The sequence below is a fragment of the Streptomyces sp. NPDC006798 genome, from assembly GCF_040635975.1.
In the GTDB taxonomy this organism is placed as follows: domain Bacteria; phylum Actinomycetota; class Actinomycetes; order Streptomycetales; family Streptomycetaceae; genus Streptomyces.
This window is the reverse complement of the sequence record NZ_JBEYIS010000001.1, coordinates 207,005-223,608: the sequence shown is the minus strand read 5'-3', so window position 1 is coordinate 223,608 and position 16,604 is coordinate 207,005. Positions and strand designations below refer to the sequence as shown.

At 72.5% G+C, this 16,604-nt stretch carries 15 protein-coding genes and 1 pseudogene; 8 read left to right on the top strand and 8 right to left on the bottom strand.

Going from position 1 to position 16,604, the window contains the following annotated elements:
* Nucleotides 1-33: 33 nt before the first annotated feature.
* The 4 genes from ABZ714_RS01055 to ABZ714_RS01040 all read right to left on the bottom strand — a co-directional run bounded on the left by ABZ714_RS01055 (nt 34) and on the right by ABZ714_RS01040 (nt 3,107).
* On the bottom strand, nt 34-336 hold the full coding sequence (locus ABZ714_RS01055) for an acyl carrier protein (RefSeq protein ID WP_358822983.1): 303 nt from the start codon (nt 334-336) through the stop codon (nt 34-36).
* Nucleotides 337-369: 33 nt separating this feature from the next.
* Entirely contained in the window at nt 370-1,956 is a 1,587-nt protein-coding gene (locus ABZ714_RS01050) for an amino acid adenylation domain-containing protein (RefSeq protein ID WP_358822982.1), read from the bottom strand.
* A gap of 121 nt (nt 1,957-2,077) precedes the next feature.
* Nucleotides 2,078-2,809, bottom strand: coding sequence for an LmbU family transcriptional regulator (locus ABZ714_RS01045; protein WP_358822981.1), 732 nt, complete (start codon nt 2,807-2,809; stop codon nt 2,078-2,080).
* Between the two features lie 82 nt (nt 2,810-2,891).
* On the bottom strand, nt 2,892-3,107 hold the full coding sequence (locus ABZ714_RS01040; protein ID WP_358822980.1) for an MbtH family protein: 216 nt from the start codon (nt 3,105-3,107) through the stop codon (nt 2,892-2,894).
* Nucleotides 3,108-3,624: 517 nt separating this feature from the next.
* On the opposite strand from ABZ714_RS01040, the gene ABZ714_RS01035 reads away from it, so the two are divergent.
* From ABZ714_RS01035 to ABZ714_RS01025, 3 genes are read left to right on the top strand one after another with little or no spacing between them, the layout of a single operon-like run.
* Nucleotides 3,625-4,389 (top strand): thioesterase domain-containing protein, encoded by a 765-nt coding sequence (locus ABZ714_RS01035; protein ID WP_358822979.1) that lies wholly within the window; start codon nt 3,625-3,627, stop codon nt 4,387-4,389.
* Entirely contained in the window at nt 4,376-5,200 is an 825-nt protein-coding gene (locus tag ABZ714_RS01030) for an SDR family oxidoreductase (protein WP_358822978.1), read from the top strand. The genes ABZ714_RS01035 and ABZ714_RS01030 overlap by 14 nt, the downstream gene beginning before the upstream one ends.
* A gap of 41 nt (nt 5,201-5,241) precedes the next feature.
* A complete protein-coding gene (locus ABZ714_RS01025) occupies nt 5,242-8,163 on the top strand; it encodes an amino acid adenylation domain-containing protein (protein ID WP_358822977.1) in 2,922 nt (973 codons plus the stop codon).
* A 97-nt stretch (nt 8,164-8,260) separates the two neighbouring features.
* Here the strand turns inward: ABZ714_RS01025 and ABZ714_RS01020 are convergent, their stop codons facing one another.
* Entirely contained in the window at nt 8,261-8,827 is a 567-nt protein-coding gene (locus ABZ714_RS01020) for a hypothetical protein (RefSeq protein ID WP_358822976.1), read from the bottom strand.
* 249 nt (nt 8,828-9,076) lie between these two features.
* Here ABZ714_RS01020 and ABZ714_RS01015 point away from each other — a divergent pair, with 249 nt between their 5' ends.
* Nucleotides 9,077-9,853: a hypothetical protein gene (locus ABZ714_RS01015; RefSeq protein ID WP_358822975.1), complete on the top strand. Its 777-nt coding sequence runs from the start codon at nt 9,077-9,079 to the stop codon at nt 9,851-9,853.
* On the opposite strand, the gene ABZ714_RS01010 is transcribed toward ABZ714_RS01015, so the two are convergent.
* Nucleotides 9,850-10,440 (bottom strand): dihydrofolate reductase family protein, encoded by a 591-nt coding sequence (locus ABZ714_RS01010; protein ID WP_358822974.1) that lies wholly within the window; start codon nt 10,438-10,440, stop codon nt 9,850-9,852. The genes ABZ714_RS01015 and ABZ714_RS01010 overlap by 4 nt on opposite strands.
* Before the next feature lie 152 nt (nt 10,441-10,592).
* Here ABZ714_RS01010 and ABZ714_RS01005 point away from each other — a divergent pair, with 152 nt between their 5' ends.
* The 4 genes from ABZ714_RS01005 to ABZ714_RS00990 all read left to right on the top strand — a co-directional run bounded on the left by ABZ714_RS01005 (nt 10,593) and on the right by ABZ714_RS00990 (nt 14,541).
* On the top strand, nt 10,593-11,510 hold the full coding sequence (locus ABZ714_RS01005) for an alpha/beta hydrolase fold domain-containing protein (protein WP_358822973.1): 918 nt from the start codon (nt 10,593-10,595) through the stop codon (nt 11,508-11,510).
* 58 nt (nt 11,511-11,568) lie between these two features.
* Complete coding sequence (locus ABZ714_RS01000; protein WP_358822972.1) at nt 11,569-12,189, top strand: class I SAM-dependent methyltransferase; 621 nt, start codon at nt 11,569-11,571, stop codon at nt 12,187-12,189.
* Nucleotides 12,190-12,719: 530 nt separating this feature from the next.
* Nucleotides 12,720-14,123 carry a DEAD/DEAH box helicase gene (locus ABZ714_RS00995; RefSeq protein ID WP_358822971.1) on the top strand — a complete coding sequence of 468 codons (1,404 nt, stop codon included), beginning with the start codon at nt 12,720-12,722 and terminating at the stop codon, nt 14,121-14,123.
* A 79-nt stretch (nt 14,124-14,202) separates the two neighbouring features.
* On the top strand, nt 14,203-14,541 hold the full coding sequence (locus ABZ714_RS00990) for a thioredoxin domain-containing protein (protein ID WP_358822970.1): 339 nt from the start codon (nt 14,203-14,205) through the stop codon (nt 14,539-14,541).
* A 1,062-nt stretch (nt 14,542-15,603) separates the two neighbouring features.
* Here ABZ714_RS00990 and ABZ714_RS00985 read toward each other — a convergent pair.
* Together ABZ714_RS00985 and cynS are read right to left on the bottom strand one after the other, a co-directional pair.
* Nucleotides 15,604-15,981, bottom strand: a pseudogene (locus tag ABZ714_RS00985) (nucleoside deaminase); the annotation flags it as partial.
* A 68-nt stretch (nt 15,982-16,049) separates the two neighbouring features.
* Nucleotides 16,050-16,520, bottom strand: coding sequence for a cyanase (gene cynS, locus ABZ714_RS00980; RefSeq protein ID WP_358822969.1), 471 nt, complete (start codon nt 16,518-16,520; stop codon nt 16,050-16,052).
* Between the last annotated feature and the right edge of the window lie 84 nt (nt 16,521-16,604).

Genomic DNA, 16,604 nt, shown 5'->3' with positions numbered 1-16,604 from the left:
CGGAATTTCTCCGGTCGGCCGGAGCGGCGGATATCACCGGGGGTTGACCGCGTCGGGCGATACGTCTTCTTTTCCCTCGGCGCTCTCGGTCTTCTCGGCGTTCTCGGCGTTCTCGGCGTTCTCGGCTGCCTCGATATAGGCGACGATCGAGGCCACCGTGGGATTGCGGAACATCTGATCCACCGGCACTTCGACACCCAGCTCATCGATATAGGCCATCTGAATCTTGGCCATGATCACGGACTGGCCGCCGAGGGCGAAGAAGTCGTCATCGGCGGAGATGTCGTCGCGCTCCAGTTCCCGGCACCAGATACGGCGTACCGCTTCGGCAGTCATCGGCTTCCTCTCGGTGGTCGGCGGGATCGGCGGCTACCGGCCCGGCCGGTCGTCGGCGTACCGGTCGCGCCAGGCATCGGCCAGGGCCGCGCGATCGGCCTTTCCATGCGGGCTCAGCGGCAGCCGGGAAATGCTCAGAAAACTGGTCGGAACCATGTTCCGGGGCAGGGTCTCCAGAAGCCGGGCGCGCAGTTCGTCCCCGGTAGGGCCGCCGCCCGCCGGGACGACGAAGGCGACCAGCCGGACCTCGCCCGAGCCGGTGCGGACGGCCACCACGGCCGCCTCCCGGACTCCGGCGATCCGGCCCAGGGCGCGTTCGACATCGGCCGGGTCGATCCGTGTGCCGCGGATCTTCACCTGGGCGTCCAGCCGCCCGGCGACGACGAGTTGGCCCGACTCGGTCACCCGGCCCCGGTCACCCGTGCGGTACAGGCCGCGCGGTACGCCGTGGACCGGGGCGGTGATGAAGCGCTCGGACTCGGGGCCGCCCCCGTTGAGATAGCCCGCGCCGACGCCGGTGCCGAAGATGCAGATCTCGCCGTACTCCCCCGCCCCGACGCCCCGCAGCCGTTCGTCGACGACCTGGATACCGGTGTTGTGGGCCGGGGTGCCGACCGGGGGGATGTCGTGTTCGTCGGGCCGGTAGCCCGACAGGTCGTACGAGGTCGCGACGTCGGTGCACTCGGCGACGCCGTACTGGTGCAGCAGGGTGCAGGTGGTGCCGTCCCGCCGGGCCCAGTCCATGATCCGCTCGGCGCGCAGCGGCTCCCCGCCGAACAGGATGTGATCCAGCCGCGCGAGGGCGTCACCGCCGCGCGCGATCTCCCACTCGACCAGCAGATACAGGGTGCTGGAAGCGCAGTGCACCACCCGGATGCCGTACCGGCCCAGCAGCCGGTGGGCGAGTGCCGGGTCGAAGTTCCGGCTGGCCATCAGATGCTGGGTGGCGCCGCAGAACAGCGGGGCCATCAGGGCGCGCTGGGAGAGGTCGAAGCCGAAGGCGCTGACGACCAGATGGCTCGATCCCCGGTGCATCCGGTAGGCGGTCCGGAGCCAGTTCAGCAGATTGAACCAGCCCTCGTGCCGTACGGCCGTCACCTTCGGGACCCCGGTCGAACCCGAGGTGAAGACCGCGTAGCAGATGTCGTCGCCGGAGATCGCGACGGCGGGATCGGTCGCCGGGAAGTCCGCCGTCCGCCCGGCCCCCCGGTCGAGGAGGAGCACCTCGGCATCGGCCGATTCGACCAGGGCGGCCGTCTCCGGGGAGGCCACGATCAGGGCGAGACCGGGGACCTGGCCGAGCAGCAGCCGCAGCCGGGCCGCCGGGTAGGCCGGGTCGAACGGTACGTAGGCCGCGCCCGCCTTCAGGGTGCCGAGCAGGGCGACGACCATGTCGATCGAGTAGTCGAGGCAGATTCCGACCCGGGTGCCCCGGCCGTGGCCGCGGGCGACGAGGAAGTGGGCGAACCGGTTGGCCCGCGCGTTCAGCTCGCCGTAGGTCACCCGCTGTTCGCCGTGGACGACGGCGACGGCGTCGGGGGCGGCGGCCGCGTGCGTCTCGAACCGCCGGTGTACGAGGGGCGCCGGGGGCAGGGCGACCCGTTGTCCCTGAAGGATCATCAATCGGCTCCGATGCGGTAGCGCGCGTCCGGCCGGGCGCCGGGTCGCGGCGGTCCGCGGCCGGTGCCGTGGGGGTGTACCGGCCGTGGCGATCGCCGGTACGCGGCCCGGGGCCGGGTGCTCAGACGGGGCGCCGTCCGGCGGCGTCCAGGACCCGGGTCACCCACTGGCCGACGGGCAGGCCGTGGGCGGCGGCCGCCTCGGCGTAGTGGTCGAGCTGTCCGGCGGACAGTTCGATGGTGAGCGTCGTGACCGCCGGCCGCCGCTCACCGGCGGCGGCTGCGGCTGCGGGCCCGGTCGCGCCGGGTGGTCCGGTGGTGCCGGGCCGCCGGTCACCAGGGGCCGGCAGGGCTCCGGCCGGTACCGACTGCTCGGCGAGACCGGCCCTGACCGCCCGGCGCAGCTCGTTCCGCGACCACTTGCGCTGTTCGGCCCGGCGCAGCCAGTAGTCCTGCTCCGGCGGCGACAGCCGGGTCACCTCGGCGTGATGGGCGAAGCTGAGGGTGTCCCGGCGGCGGTCGTGCTCGAACCGCCGGGCCACCCAGGCGTAGTTGCGCAGGGTCTGGTAGTCGAGCCCCGTGCGCTCGATCGCCTCCCGGTAGCGCCGCCAGCCGTAGGCGGCCTCGCCGAAGACAAGCCAGTCGCCGAGCCACCAGGCGGAGGAGTTCGACAGTTCGCGCAGACTGGATCCGATCCGCTCCCAGGACCGTTCCGACAGCGTCTCCGGGAAGATCATCCCCGTCTTCCGTACCTGCGTCTGCTTGCCGACGAACGACAGCACGACATCGCGCTGCGCGCGTTCGCCGCCGCCCGTGGCCACCGGCATCGTTCCGGGTCCGCTCACGGTTCTCACAGGGCGTCCTCCACAGTCTTCTCTCCCCATCGAGGTGTTCGTCCGGACGTGGACGGACCGCCCGGCCGGGCGGGAGGGGCGGTCAGTCCGCCGCCATGGCCTCCCGCAGGCTCCGGGGGCGCAGATCGGTCCAGTTCCGCTCCACGTACTCCAGGCACTCGGCCCGGGACGCCTCGCCGAAGACCACCCGCCAGCCCGCGGGCACCTCGGCGAACAACGGCCACAGGGAGTGCTGGTCCTCGTCGTTCACCACGACGTGGAAACGACCGTCCTCGTCATCGAAAGGGTTCGTACTCACTGCCACCGTCCTCGATCGTCACGGAGGTCTGCCGGGGGAAATCGGAAATCGCCGGTGCGGGCGCTGGTTCCCGGGGTCGGCTTCGTCCTGTCGACGGGACACCCGGCATCCACGGCGGCCCGGAATGCTGACGCCACGCTAGGTCCCGGCCGCCGACGCCGCAAGGACGGCGGGAAAGCCGTTCTCCCGGCCTCAGGACCGGATCTGTATCGACCCGGTGTTCTGTGCCACGATGGCGGAGCCGGACCCGTTTCCGGGCCTGCTCGAAATGTATGCCGAAGCCGATTCGGCCCATCGGGTGCGGGAAGGGAATTCCGGGGCCGAATTCCCCCGGACGACTCCCCGCCGCCCCTGCGCCCGTACTCCGGCATTACGGTGATCCGGCGTTTCCGCATGACGGCGGCACGGCAGCACGGCGTTACGGGAGCACGGCGTCGCGCACGGTTCGACATCCACCATCCATCCGCCCCGGACGGCCGTCAGAAACCGTACGGGAGCCCCGCCTGGAGGCGATGCAGTGACCAAGCCGACGACTTCGGAGCGGGACGGGGTCCCCTTGCTCTGTCTTCCGTTCGCCGGGGGCGGCGCGAACTTCTTCCACCCGTGGAACAAGGCGGGTCTCCGCGGGGTCGTGGCGGCACCGCTCGCGCTGCCCGGCCGGGAGCGCCTGCTGGACGAGGAGCCGTACCGGGATGTGCACCGGGCGGCGGACGGACTGCTTCCGGCGGCGCTCGCCGCGGCGGGGGACGGTCCCGTCGCCCTCTTCGGGCACTGCTTCCTCGGCGCGGTGCTCGCCTATGAACTCACCCGCCGGATCACCGCGGTCTCCGGTGTCGAGGTGGTGCGGCTGTTCGTCAGCGCCGCGCGCCCGCCGTCCGCCGGACCGGCCAGCGATGTGTCCGCGCTCTCCGACGACGCCTTCCTCGCCCATGTCGAGAAGACCACCGGACGGAGTTACCCGGCCTTCGACGTGCCGGAGATCCGGGAGCTGCTGCTGCCGACGCTGCGGGCGGACTTCGCGATGGACGAGGGCTACCGGCCGGGCGACGGCGGCCCGCTCGATGTGCCGGTGACCGCCGTGTACGCCTCCGGCGACGCGTTCGTGTCCCGGGCCGACGTGGACCGCTGGCGGGAGGTGACGACCGCCGGTTTCACCCTGGTCGGGGTCGACGGGGGCCATATGTATCCGGCGGACGACCCCGGGCCGCTGCTGGAACTGATCTCCACGGCCGTCGCCGGGGGCCCCGGCCGTCCCGAGGGGGCCGGTCATGGCGCTGCGTGAGAAGACCGTGGTGATCACCGGGGCGGCCCGGGGGATCGGCCGGGCGTGCGCCGTCCGGGCGGCCGAGGAGGGCGCGGATCTCGTCCTGGTCGACATCTCCGGGGATCTGCCGGAGATCCCCTATCCCCTCGGGTCAGCGGATCAGCTGGAGCGGACCGCGCGGCTCTGCCGCGAGCACGGGGCATCCGTACTCGTCGCACCGGCCGATGTCCGTTCGGCCGAAGCGGTCGCCTCGGCGATCACGGCGGCGGTGGACCGGTTCGGCCGGATCGACGCGCTGATCAACAACGCGGGCGTGGGGGCGCCGTCGGGCCGGCCCGCCCATGAGGTCACCGAGGAGGAGTGGCGGGTGATGCTGGAGGTCAACCTCTCCGGGCCCTGGCGGCTGATCACCGCCGTCGCCCCGGTGATGCTGGCCCAGCGGGCGGGCAGCATCGTGAATGTCGCCTCGACGGCCGGTGTCGTGGGCTACCGCCACTTCGCCGGCTATGTCGCCTCCAAACACGGACTGGTCGGTCTGAGCAAGGCGGCGGCGCTGGACTACGCGCCCGCGAACATCCGGGTCAACGCCCTCTGCCCGGGGCCGGTCCGGGACGATCCCGCGGTCGACGGCCAGATGACGGCGGTCGTCGCGGACGCGCTCGGCATCAGCTACGAGGAGCAGGAGGCGGTCTATCTGGAGTCGGTGGCGACCGACTCCCTGGTCGACCCGGCCGATGTCGCGGGTGCGGCGGTCTGGCTGGCCGGGGACGACTCCCGGATGGTCACCGGAACGGTGGTCACCGTCGACGCCGGTTTCACCGCCCGCTGACCCCGCAGGACTTCTCCCCGGTCCCAGCCAAAGGAGTGAGTGTGTCCGTCCCCAGCGCAGCGGCCGACGGGATGCCCCCGGCCGATCCCCCAAGCGGGCGGCCGCTCGCCCAGGTCTGCCACAGCCTCGTCCGGCGGCTGCCCACCGGGACCGGCGCGGCCTCGGTACGCGCCGCCCTCGACGCCCTGATGGAGCGTCACCCCGGCTTCCGGGGCGTACGGCTCTTCGACGAGAGGCTCGGCGTGGGCGCGGGCGACCCGGTGGCGCGGATCCGCCGCGACCGGGAGGCGGGCCGTACGGTCGACGGCGATCCGGTCGTCGCACGGGCCGTCGTCCTGGGCTATGCCGACGGCGAGGCGGATCTGGTGCTGGTGGCACACCGCCGGGTGGCGGCGGACCGGCGGGCCCTGGGTCGGCTGGCCTCGGCGTTGTCGGAGCCCGGTTCGCCCCTCACGCCACCGGAGGCGGCGGCCCCGGGCCCGGAACCGGCCCCGGCATCGACCCCGGCGCGTGGTGACGCGTCCCGTACCCCTGCCCGTACGACCGGCGGGGCGCCCCCGCTGCCGTGGGGGCTCGGCGATCCGGACCGGGCGGGCCGGATCCGTACCGTCGAACTGGCCGCCGCGAAGGTCGCGGCCGACACCGCGCCCGCACTGCTGGTGGCGGCCACCGCCCTGGTCCTCGCCCGCTACGGCGCCTCGGAGCAAGCCGTGTTCGGGCTGCTCGCCGAGGGGCCGGGCGGTGGGGAGACGGAGTCCCTGGTCATCCTCCCCGTACGGGACGGGGCCGGGGTCACCGAACTCCTCGAAGCGGCGGCCGAACGCACGGCCCCGGGCGGCGAGCGGCCACCGGAGGCACCCGCGGTCCGGGTCCTGCTCACCGAGGAGCGCCCGGGCGAGAGCTACCGGCCCGCCGTCGCCCCCGCCTTCCCGGCGACCCTGGACTGGCGGTACGACCCGGACGGCACCGTCAGCGGTGTGCTCCACCACGACGAGGGCGCCGTCGCCCCGGCCGTCGCCCGGCAGTTCGCCGGACACCTCGACCGCGCCGTACGCGAACTGGCCGATGCCCCCGCCACGGCCGCGCTCGGCGACATCGCGCTGGTCACCGCCGACGAGGCCGCCGCCGTCCGCGCCGCCGGACGTACCCCCGCCAGGGACGGTACGGCCCCCGTTCCCCTCCACGAGACCTTCCGCGCGGTAGCGGCCGCCCAGCCGGACGCCCCCGCGCTCTCCGGCCCGGGCGGCACGCTCGACTACGCCGAACTCGACGCCCGCTCCGATACGGCGGCCCGTGTGCTGCGGTCCCGTGGCGTACTGGCGGGCGACCGGGTCGGGGTCTGTCTCGATCGCGACACCGATCTGGTGGTGACCCTGCTGGGGATCCTCAAGTCCGGCGCCGCGTACGTCCCGATGGACGGCGCCTATCCGGCGGACCGGCTGGTCCACACGGTCACCGACGCCGGTCTGCGGCTCGTGGTGTCGTCCGCGCCGGACTTCCCCGCAGTGGCGGGGGTGACCGTACTGTCCCCGGCCGAGCTGTCGCACGCCGACGACGGCCCGGACCCGGCCCGCACCGATACCGGCACCGACGCGGATGCCATCGCCTATGTCATCTACACCTCGGGCTCCACCGGGCGCCCCAAAGGCGTCGCGGTCCCCCACCGCAATGTCCACGCCCTGCTCTCGGCCACCGCCGACGACTTCGGGTTCACCCCCGCGGACACCTGGACGCTCTTCCACTCCAGCGCCTTCGACTTCTCCGTCTGGGAGATCTGGGGGGCGCTGCTCACCGGTGGACATCTGGTCGTGGTGCCGTACTACGTCTCCCGGAGCCCCGAGGACTTCCACGGCCTGCTGGTCCGGTATCGCGTCACCGTCCTCAGCCAGACCCCGTCCGCCTTCGCCGCCCTCAACGAGGCCGACCGGCACTCCCCGGCCGCCCTCTCGGTGCGGCTGGTCGTCTTCGGCGGCGAACCGCTGGACGTACGGATCCTCCGGGACTGGTTCCGCGGCCATCCGCACACCCGCTGCCGGGTGGTGAATATGTACGGCATCACCGAGACCACCGTCCATGTCACCGCCCACACCGTCACCCCGCCCGATCTCGCCACCGGCTCCCGGACCGTCGGCCGGGCGCTGCCCGGCTGGTCGGTCTCCGTACGCGATCCGGCGGGCCGGGTCCAGCCCTTCGGCGCCCCCGGCGAGATCTGGGTCGGCGGCGCGGGCGTGGCCGACCGCTATCTCGGCCGGGACGAGCTGACGGCGGCCCGTTTCGTGACCGACCCCGCCACCGGGGAACGGGTCTACCGCAGCGGGGATCTGGGCCGGCTGCGCCCGGACGGGCGGCTGGACCATCTCGGCCGGATCGACGACCAGGTCAAGGTACGCGGCTTCCGGATCGAACTCGGCGAGATCCGCTCGGTCCTGCTGGAGGACGACGGCGTCACCGCGGCGGCGGTCGTCCTCGGCGGCGATCCCGACGACCCTGCGGGGGTGCGGCTGGACGCGTATGTCGTCCCCCGGGACGCGGGTGTGTCCATGGCGGACGTCCGCAGGCGGGCGGCCCGCCGTCTCCCGGAGTACATGGTGCCCGCCACCCTCACCCCGCTGTCCGAACTGCCCCTCACCGTCAACGGCAAGTTCGATGTCGACGGGCTGGCGCCGGAAGCCGTCCCGGACCCGGGTCCGACGCCCGCCACCGGTTCCGGGGAACCGGCGGACGACCCGGTCCTGAGGGTCTGGCGGGAGATCCTCGGCGACCATATCGGCCCCCATGACGACTTCTTCACCACCGGCGGCAACTCCCTGCTCGCCGTACGGCTCTCGGGCGCGCTGCGCCGAGCCGGACTGCCCCCGGTATCGCTGCGCGAGCTGCATATCCACCCGACCCCCGCCGAGGTGAGCGCGCTGATCGCCGGACGCGATCCCGCCGGGGAGCTGCCCGGACCGGCCTCGGCCTGACGGTCCCGGCCGCGGTCCGGGACCGTCGCGTTCCTCGTGGTCCCCGCCGCCGGACGGGCGGCGGCGGGGACGTCCTCACAGGCCCGGAGGCTTGTGACTAGTTGAACTCAAGGGCGCTGATGCGGTCGTTCATCGCATTGCCCACATAGGACGTGTCGGAGGTGTAGTACTGGGTGGCACCGCTGTAGTCGCCGTGCTCCCACCCCCGGACGTAGCAGTTGCCCGCGAGCTGGATGGAGCTGATGGCGTCGTTCCAGTCCCCGAGATTGGTCCAGCGCCAGTCCCATCGCCCGTTGTTGTAGCAGGGGTTGCTCGCCCTGGCGATCCAGGTGGGCCCCGAGTAGTTGCCGTCCCAGTAGAAGACCCCGATGACATGCGACTGGTTCGCGGCGCGTGCGGTGCCGTTGCCGGTGCCCGCGGAAGCGTTGAGCTTCTCCGGGAAGTTCTTGTCCTTCGCCGCCGTCTTCTGCGTGGCGTCGGTGATCCGGCCGCCGGTCGCCGCGGCGACGCTCTCGCGGAAGGTGTCGTAGCAGGTGGTCTTGCCGGTGTCGAGATCGCCGACACAGTGGGCGGCGGCGGCCTTGTCCTGCGGGGCCTGGGCCGCGACGGCCGGAACAGGCGCCAGGAACACGCTCGCGCACGCGACGGTCACCAGGCCGGTCATACCGGTTCTTAACCTCAAGTGCTTCTCCCTCACACTGGACGTGCGCCGGTCGTACCGGACCGGTACGGCGGTGCGCCCTGTGGCGTACCGGGGTGGAAGAGGAAGAACCCCCACCGGAGGTTGCCCCGTCCACGGACTTGGCGCGAAAGAGATCTCCACCCGGTGACGGCCTACGGCGTTGTCCGACCCCTCTGGCAGAATCCGCGGATACCGATCGAGGGGGAGATGGTGTCGCGTCAGCTCTGGGGCATGAGCCCGCGGTCGTGGCTGATCCTCGCGGTCTTCACCACGGCTCTCCTGACCCTGGTGGGCCTGCCCGCCCTCTCCGACCGGCCGGACCGCTCGGCCCCCACCGAGGCCGCGCCCGGATTCGCGCCCGCCTCCCCGCGTCCCGACCGGAAGCTCGCGGGCGGCGCGACGGCCAGGCTGTCCCGGTGCGGTGCGCGGGAGAACATCTACCCCCCGGTGCGGGGAGCCGGGGAGCGGGAAGGCGACCCCGAGCTGACCGTACTGAGCTGGTCGACGAACGACACCGCCGCCCCGGACGACGACGGCATGAACCTGACGGTCTTCGCGGCCCTCCGCGCCGACGAGCGGCCTCTGCGGATCGCGGCCCCGGCATTCGCCGGCCGGGGCACCGTGGATGTCATATCCCCCTTCGGCAGCGGTGTCGGCGCCTCGGCCGGCGGCCTGGACGCGACGGTCGTCGAGGACGGACCGGGCATGCGGCCGGTGAGACCACCGGCCTCCGGATCGCACCACATCGCCCCCGGCAAACGACTGCTCCTCCAGGTGAACGTCCCGGCCGAGGCCATGTGCCCCGGCCTCAACCCCATCGACCTGATCGCCTGCTCCCCCGAAGAAGCCGCCTCGCCCGGCGAAGCCTGCCCGACCCTCGTCCTCACCTTCACGGACCCGGCGGTACGCGCCTACCGCGCCCAGGGAGCCGAACGGTCGCCCGGAAGATTCAGCGACCGCCTGATCGGCCTCCTGCCGGACCCTGCCGGAACCGCCCCACTCGCCTAGGACCGGTCGATTCCGCCGGGCCGGCGCGTCACGCGATAGCGGAGATAGACGGCCTTCGACGAGCTGAAGGTCCGGTTCTCGACCAGTTGGAGGTCCACCCGGCGCTCGTGCCGGGGGAAGAACGGCGTGCCGCCGCCGACCAGGACCGGGTAGACCACGGCGCGGTACTCGTCGATCAGCCCCGCCTCGGCGGCCGCGGCGGCGAGTGACGCTCCGCCGATCGCGATATCGCCGTCGCCGGGTTCGGCCCGCAGCCGCTCGATCTCCTCCGCCAGGCTCACGGAGGCCAGCCGGGCGTTACCCCGTACCGACCGCAGGGTGTGGGAGAACACCACTTTGGGGAGCGATTTCCAGAGCGCGGCCCACTCCAGTGTCGAGAAGTCGAGTGACGGGTTCTGGTCGGCGGTCTCCCAGTACAGCATCGTCTCGTAGAGTCGCCTTCCCAGCAGGTGGACGCCGAGTTGCCGGGTCTCATCGGTCCAGAAGCGGAAGACCTCCTCGTCCGGGGCCGTCCAGTCGAAACCGCCGTCCGGGCCCGTGATGTAGCCGTCGAGCGAAACGCTCATCGCGTAGGTCACACTGCGCATCAGAACTCCTCCTCGGTGCCGGGTCCGACGGTACGGCCCGTACGTCGTGGAGTTCACCGCGGCTCACCGGGCCCGCCGGACGGGCCACGGGGTCCCGCCCTTCACGGGCCGGGATAGCGTGGAGTCGAACCCCCGGACCATGAGGAGGGCGTGTGCGCTTCGCGCTGGACGCGCTGTTCGCCGATGTACCGGCGGCGCAGATCGAGGAGGCCCGCGCGTTCTACGGGGCGAGGACGGCGGGCCGGGGCCCCGGCACGCCCGAGGAGCTGCGGGCGGCGCGGGCGAAGAGGCCCGTACCGTGTGCCGCCGTCCCACCCGCCGTGGAGGAGACCGTCGAGACCGGGGACGCGCCCGTCCCCGTCAGAATCCTCATGCCGGACAGCGGTCCGCCGCAGGGCGTGTATCTCGACATCCACGGCGGCGGCTTCTATATGGACTCCGCGGCGCGCGGAGACGTACGCAACCGTGAGATCGCGGACGCCCTGCGCCTCGTGGTGGTCGGCGTCGACTACCGGCTGGCACCCGAACACCCCTGGCCCGCGGCGCCCGACGACTGCGAGGCGGTGGCGCTCTGGCTCGTCGAAGAGGCCGCCACCCGCTTCGGGACGTCCCGGCTGGCGATCGGGGGAAGTTCCGCGGGGGCCACTCTCGCCCTGGCGACCCTGCTCAGGCTGAGGGACCGGGGAGCCGTGGGAGGGTTCACCGGTGCCGCGCTCCAGTTCGGGACGTACGACCTGAGCGCGAGGACCCCGGCCGGTCGTCTGATCGCGGACGAGTACTTCATCCGGGCGTACGCCGGCCATGTCGCGGACCGGACCCTCCCCGATGTCTCCCCCGGCTACGGCGATCTGCGCGGTCTTCCCCCGACACTGCTGGTCGTCGGAGCCGAGGATGTGCTGCTGGAGGACAATCTGGCGCTCGCGGGCCGGTTGTCGGCGGCCGGCAACGAGGTCGAACTCCGGATCTATCCGGAGGCGCCCCATGGCTTCACGGGCCACCCCACGGCGCTGGCCGGGACCGCGCTCCGCGGTGTCGAATCCTGGCTGCGGGACCGGTTGACGCGACCGTAGGCCGTGGGCCCGCGATAGTCGTTCGCCGCGGCCGTCCCCGGTGACTACCGTCTCGGCCATGGACATCCCAGATCCCAAGGACCTGGTCCGGCGAGGGTACGACGCGGCTGCCACGCGATACGACGAGGCGTACGGCGCCGAGACCAAGTATCAGTCGCTCCTCGGCGACCTCCGTCGGCGGATCCCGGCCGGAGGGGCGGTGCTGGACCTGGGCTGCGGAAGCGGTATGCCCGTCGCCCATGCCCTCACTGCCGCCGGTTGCCGGGTCGTCGGCGTCGACATCAGTGCCGTGCAGATCCGCCGGGCCCGGGAGCGGGTGCCCGGGGCGGAGTTCATCCACGCCGACGCCACGGCCGTCTCCTTCGCCCCCGCTTCCTTCGACGCCGTCGTCTCCCTGTACGCGCTGATCCACATTCCCCTGGCCGAGCAGCCGCCCCTGCTGCGGAAGGCCGCCGGGTGGCTCCGCCCCGGAGGTTGTCTCGTGGCCACCACGGGACACGGCGAGTGGACCGGAACCGAGGAGAACTGGCTCGGCAGCGGCGCCCCGATGTGGTGGAGCCACGCGGATGCCGCCACCAACCGCGAGTGGCTGGAACAAGCGGGGCTCGTAGTCGAACGGCAGGAGTACGTCCCCGAGGGCGACAGCGGCCACACCCTCTTCCGGGCCCGCCGCCCCTGACTCGTTCACCCGCGTCGGCCCGGGCGCGCCGGTGACACGATCCGCTGGTCAGGACGGGCGCCTGGGGCGAGAATCGCTTCGGCCGAGGTCCCGTCACCGTCACCGTCACCGTCACCGAGCGGTGGACCGTAGGGCTCCTACTTCCTCCGGTCCTGCCCGCCGACGGGCGGCACACCCCTGCCCCCCCGCCCGCGCCGCTCCGCCCCGCCGACCTCTACAGGCCACCGCACCGAACCGGGTGACCGGCGGGCGTCGGCGCGGGGCCCGGCGGGCGTCGGGCGGCCCCGCCGCCCGCCCCGCCCCGTACGCGCCCCCGGACCTGTCGGCGGGCGGGAGCCGTACCATCGAGAGAGGCGGTTCGACCGATGCCGGGAGAGCCGCGCGAAGCGGGGCCGGCGCCGGGCCGCGAGGCGATCGGCGCGAGGTCCGCGCTGGTAGGGTCGAGGTCACGCTCGCAAACATCCTGGGCCCGTGCCGGACAAGGTACGGGCCCCGGTCCGTTCAGGGGCGCCGAAACGAGGAAGGACCCCATGAAGGCGAAGCAGCCCGCCTCCAGCAGCTCCGGCCAGGAGAGGGCCCCGCGGGGCGAGCTCTCGGTGCCGGGGACGTCGGCGCCCGGTCTCCCGCCCGCCGGATCCTTCGCGGAGCTTGACCTGCCGGTCGAGCTGACGGGAGTGCTGGCGGAGCTCGGGGTGAGGGAGCCGTTCCCGATCCAGGCGGCCACCCTGCCGAGCGCGCTGGCCGGCCGGGACGTCCTCGGCCGTGCGCGGACCGGCTCGGGGAAGACGCTCGCCTTCGGGCTGGCGCTCCTGGCGCGTACGGCGGGCCGGCGAGCGGAGCCGAAGCGCCCTCTCGCGCTGGTCCTGGTGCCGACGAGGGAGCTCGCGCAGCAGGTGAGCGAGGCGCTGGCGCCTTACGCGGAGGCCCTCGGGCTCCGCTCGGCGACCGTGGTCGGCGGGCTGGCGATCAACCGGCAGGTGGCGGCGCTCCGGGCCGGTGCCGAGGTCGTGGTGGCGACGCCGGGACGACTGACCGATCTCGTCGCCCGGCGGGACTGCCATCTGGACCGGGTACGGATCGCGGTGCTGGACGAGGCGGACCAGATGTGCGACCTCGGTTTCCTGCCGCAGGTCTCGGAGACCCTGGACCAGGTGCCCCCCGGCGGGCAGCGGATGCTGTTCTCCGCGACGCTCGACCGCAACGTCGATCACCTGGTCAGGCAGTATCTGACCGAGCCGGTGCTCGCCACGGTCGACCGGGCGGAGGGCTCGGTCGCGACGATGGAGCACCACGTACTGAACGTCCATCCCGCCGACAAGCTCGCGACCGCCACCGAGATCGCCGCCCGGGACGGCCGGGTCCTGATGTTCCTGGACACCAAGCACGGTGTGGACCAGTTCACCCGCCACCTGCGGAGCAGCGGCATCCAGGCGGCCGCCCTGCACAGCGGGAAGTCGCAGCCGCAGCGCACGCACACACTGGCCCAGTTCAAGGACGGCAGGATCACGGTGCTGGTGGCCACCAACGTCGCCGCCCGCGGTATCCACATCGAGCAGCTGGACCTCGTCGTCAATGTGGATCCGCCCGCCGACCCCAAGGACTATCTCCACCGCGGCGGGCGCACCGCGCGGGCCGGGGAGTCGGGCCGCGTGGTCACCCTGGTCACGCCCGGCCAGCGCCGGGACGTGAACCGGATGATGTCGGACGCCGGGATCCGGCCCACGGTCACCCAGGTTCGCTCCGGCGAGGAGCGGCTGACCGGCATCACCGGCGCGAAGCGCCCGCCGGTGCGGGAGAAGGCGAAGACCGGCGACGCGGCGTTCCGGGGGCTGGGGACCCGTACGGGCCGCCCGCCGAAGGAATCCCGCAAGGCGGCGGAGGCCCGCATGATGGCGGAGGCCCGCAGGGCGGGCCGAGTGCGCAAGGCCCGCTGACGGCGGTGCGCGCGGCCGTGGTCGAGAACACCATGAGGCATCCGCTGCCTCGTATCGAGTGGAGTGTCGAGGAGTGCGGATGGCGAGCAGGGTCCATCAACCCCGGGAGGACGCCGAGTTCGAGTTCGTCCTGGCGCGGGCGGACGTGCCGGTCCTCGCGTACTTCTACGGGGTCTGGCCCAAGGCCGTGGCGGCGTGCAAGGAGATGGAACCCCTGGTGCGGGAGGTGGCCGACGCCTACCAGGGCCGGCTGATCGTCGTACGGGCCGACATCGCGAGGTGCCCCGGCCCCGTACGGCGGTACGGCGTCACCGGCGCGCCCTCCTTCGTACTGATCGACCGGTACGAGGCGATCGCGGCCGGGAGCGGTCCGATGACCGGAGCCGCGCTCGGGGAGTTCCTGGACGCCCACCTGTGAGCAGGCCGCGTACCGGCCGGTGAGCGTACGGCCCGCGGCGACCGGCCCGGGCGCATCGGGGCCGCCGAGTCCCACTGCTCTCGCAGGACCACCGTTTGCCCTCGCGGGAGACTGTGCCGAGCCCTTCCAGGGTGAACTCGCGGATGCCCTCCCGCTCGGCACCCGACGGGAAACGACAGCTCAGCCGACGCGTACAGGCCACTCCGGCGGCGTCCACAACCGGGCATCGGCACCGCCGGACTGGATCAGCGTTCCAGAATGTCGGCCCTGACGCGCCGGGCGGAATCCGTCGATCGCGAACACCCGCTGTCCGCTGGTGATGCCGACGCCGTGCGGACCGGCCTCGTCGGCGATCAGCGGATGCTCTCCGTCGGTGAAGAAGCCGGAGGCGCCGACCGGCCAGGGGTGTCGCGACCGCCTTGATCCGTCGGACGCCCGGCGAGCGCGGTTCGATCGAGGTGGGGTCGGGGACGTGGACGGTACCGCTTCCGCCGTCGTCCCGGTCGTACACCGCGATCCGCTCGTCGTCGATCCACGCCACCGGCCGGTTCCACTCCGAGACCCCGGGATACACCGCATAGCCGGGCCCGTCCTCGGACTCGTACGGGTTGTCGTGCAGCCAGGCGGTCAGGCTCCACACCGCCGGCGTCCCCCACGGCTGCCACACCCAGCCGCCGTCGTAGATACGAGTCCCGTCAGGACTCAACGACAGCGCGCCGTGGAAGTGGTCGAGGTCGTGCTCCGCGTCTTCCTCAGCCCTATTCGGACCGTCCCGCGCCGTAAGCACCTCGCCGGACGCGAGATCGGTGACGTCCAGCCGGTTCCAGTCAGTGGGCCGGTCGTCGGCATCCACCGCGCCGGCCGTCCGCCCCCGGACAGCACCAGCCACATCGGCCCCGCGTCACCGAGGGCCGGTGGCAGCGCCGCCACGTCCACGACCGGCCGCAGCGCGCCGGGAACCGCCACGTCCACCGTGGTCATCGCCATAGTGATCCCATCGGTACGCCCGGGTGACCCCCGGGGCGGCCCGAACAGCAGGTCATACGGCACCGTATCGGCCAAGTCCTTGGCGAACTCGCCGTAGAAGGAGTCGAGCTCGAAGTACTCGCGGTCGTCGGCGTAGTGCGGCTCGTAGGCGTCGCGGGTGGTGAGGAAGACGACCTCGTCCGGCGAGCAGTAGTACAGCGAGCCCGGGCACATGGGGCAGGGGTGGGCGAGGACGTACACGGTGGCGCCGGTCAGGTGCTCGGTGCCCAGCTTGGTGCAGGCCTCGCGGATCGCGAGGATCTCGGCGTGGGCGGTCGGGTCGGAGGTCTGGGCGACCAGGTTCGGGGACTCGGCGAGGGTCTCGCCGTCCTTGACGATGACGGTCGCGAAGGGGCGGCCGCCTTTCTCGACGTTGCGGCGGGCGATGTCGCTCGTGCGCTGTACGAAGTCCATGAGCGTTCCTTCGGAAGAGGCGGGGCGGACCGATGCCGTCACCGTGGGCCCGCCCCGGGGCTGCCGGTTCAGAAGGGCTTGGTCGGCAGGTACTTGCCGTCCAGGGTGATGACCGCGCGCTCACCGCCGTCGGGGTCGGCGACCTTCTTCACGTCCAGCTTGAAGTTGATCGCGGAGATGATGCCGTCGCCGAGCTGCTCGTGGACGAGGGCCTTCAGCGTGGTGCCGTAGACCTGGAGCATCTCGTAGAAGCGGTAGATGGTCGGGTCGGTGGGGATACCGCCGGGGATGGAACCGCGGACCGGGATGGTCCGGAGGACCGCCGTGTCGTCGGCGTCCAGCTCCAGGAGTTCGGCCACGGCCTCGGCCGACGCCTCGGGCAGCGGGTGCTGGCCGAGTACGGCTGCGGTGACGAAGGCGACCGACAGGCCCGCGGCGTCCGCGATCTCCCGCCAGGTCAGGTCCTTGCGGATCTTGGCGTCGACGGCCTTGGCGGCCAGGGCCTGACGAGCGGTGTTGTCGAACTGGGCGTGCACCATGAGATGGGCTTCCTTCCGGATGTGCCGCGCACCGCTCGCGGGGAGCGGAACGGCGGTTTCGGGGGGGGTAGAGAGGGAGAGGAG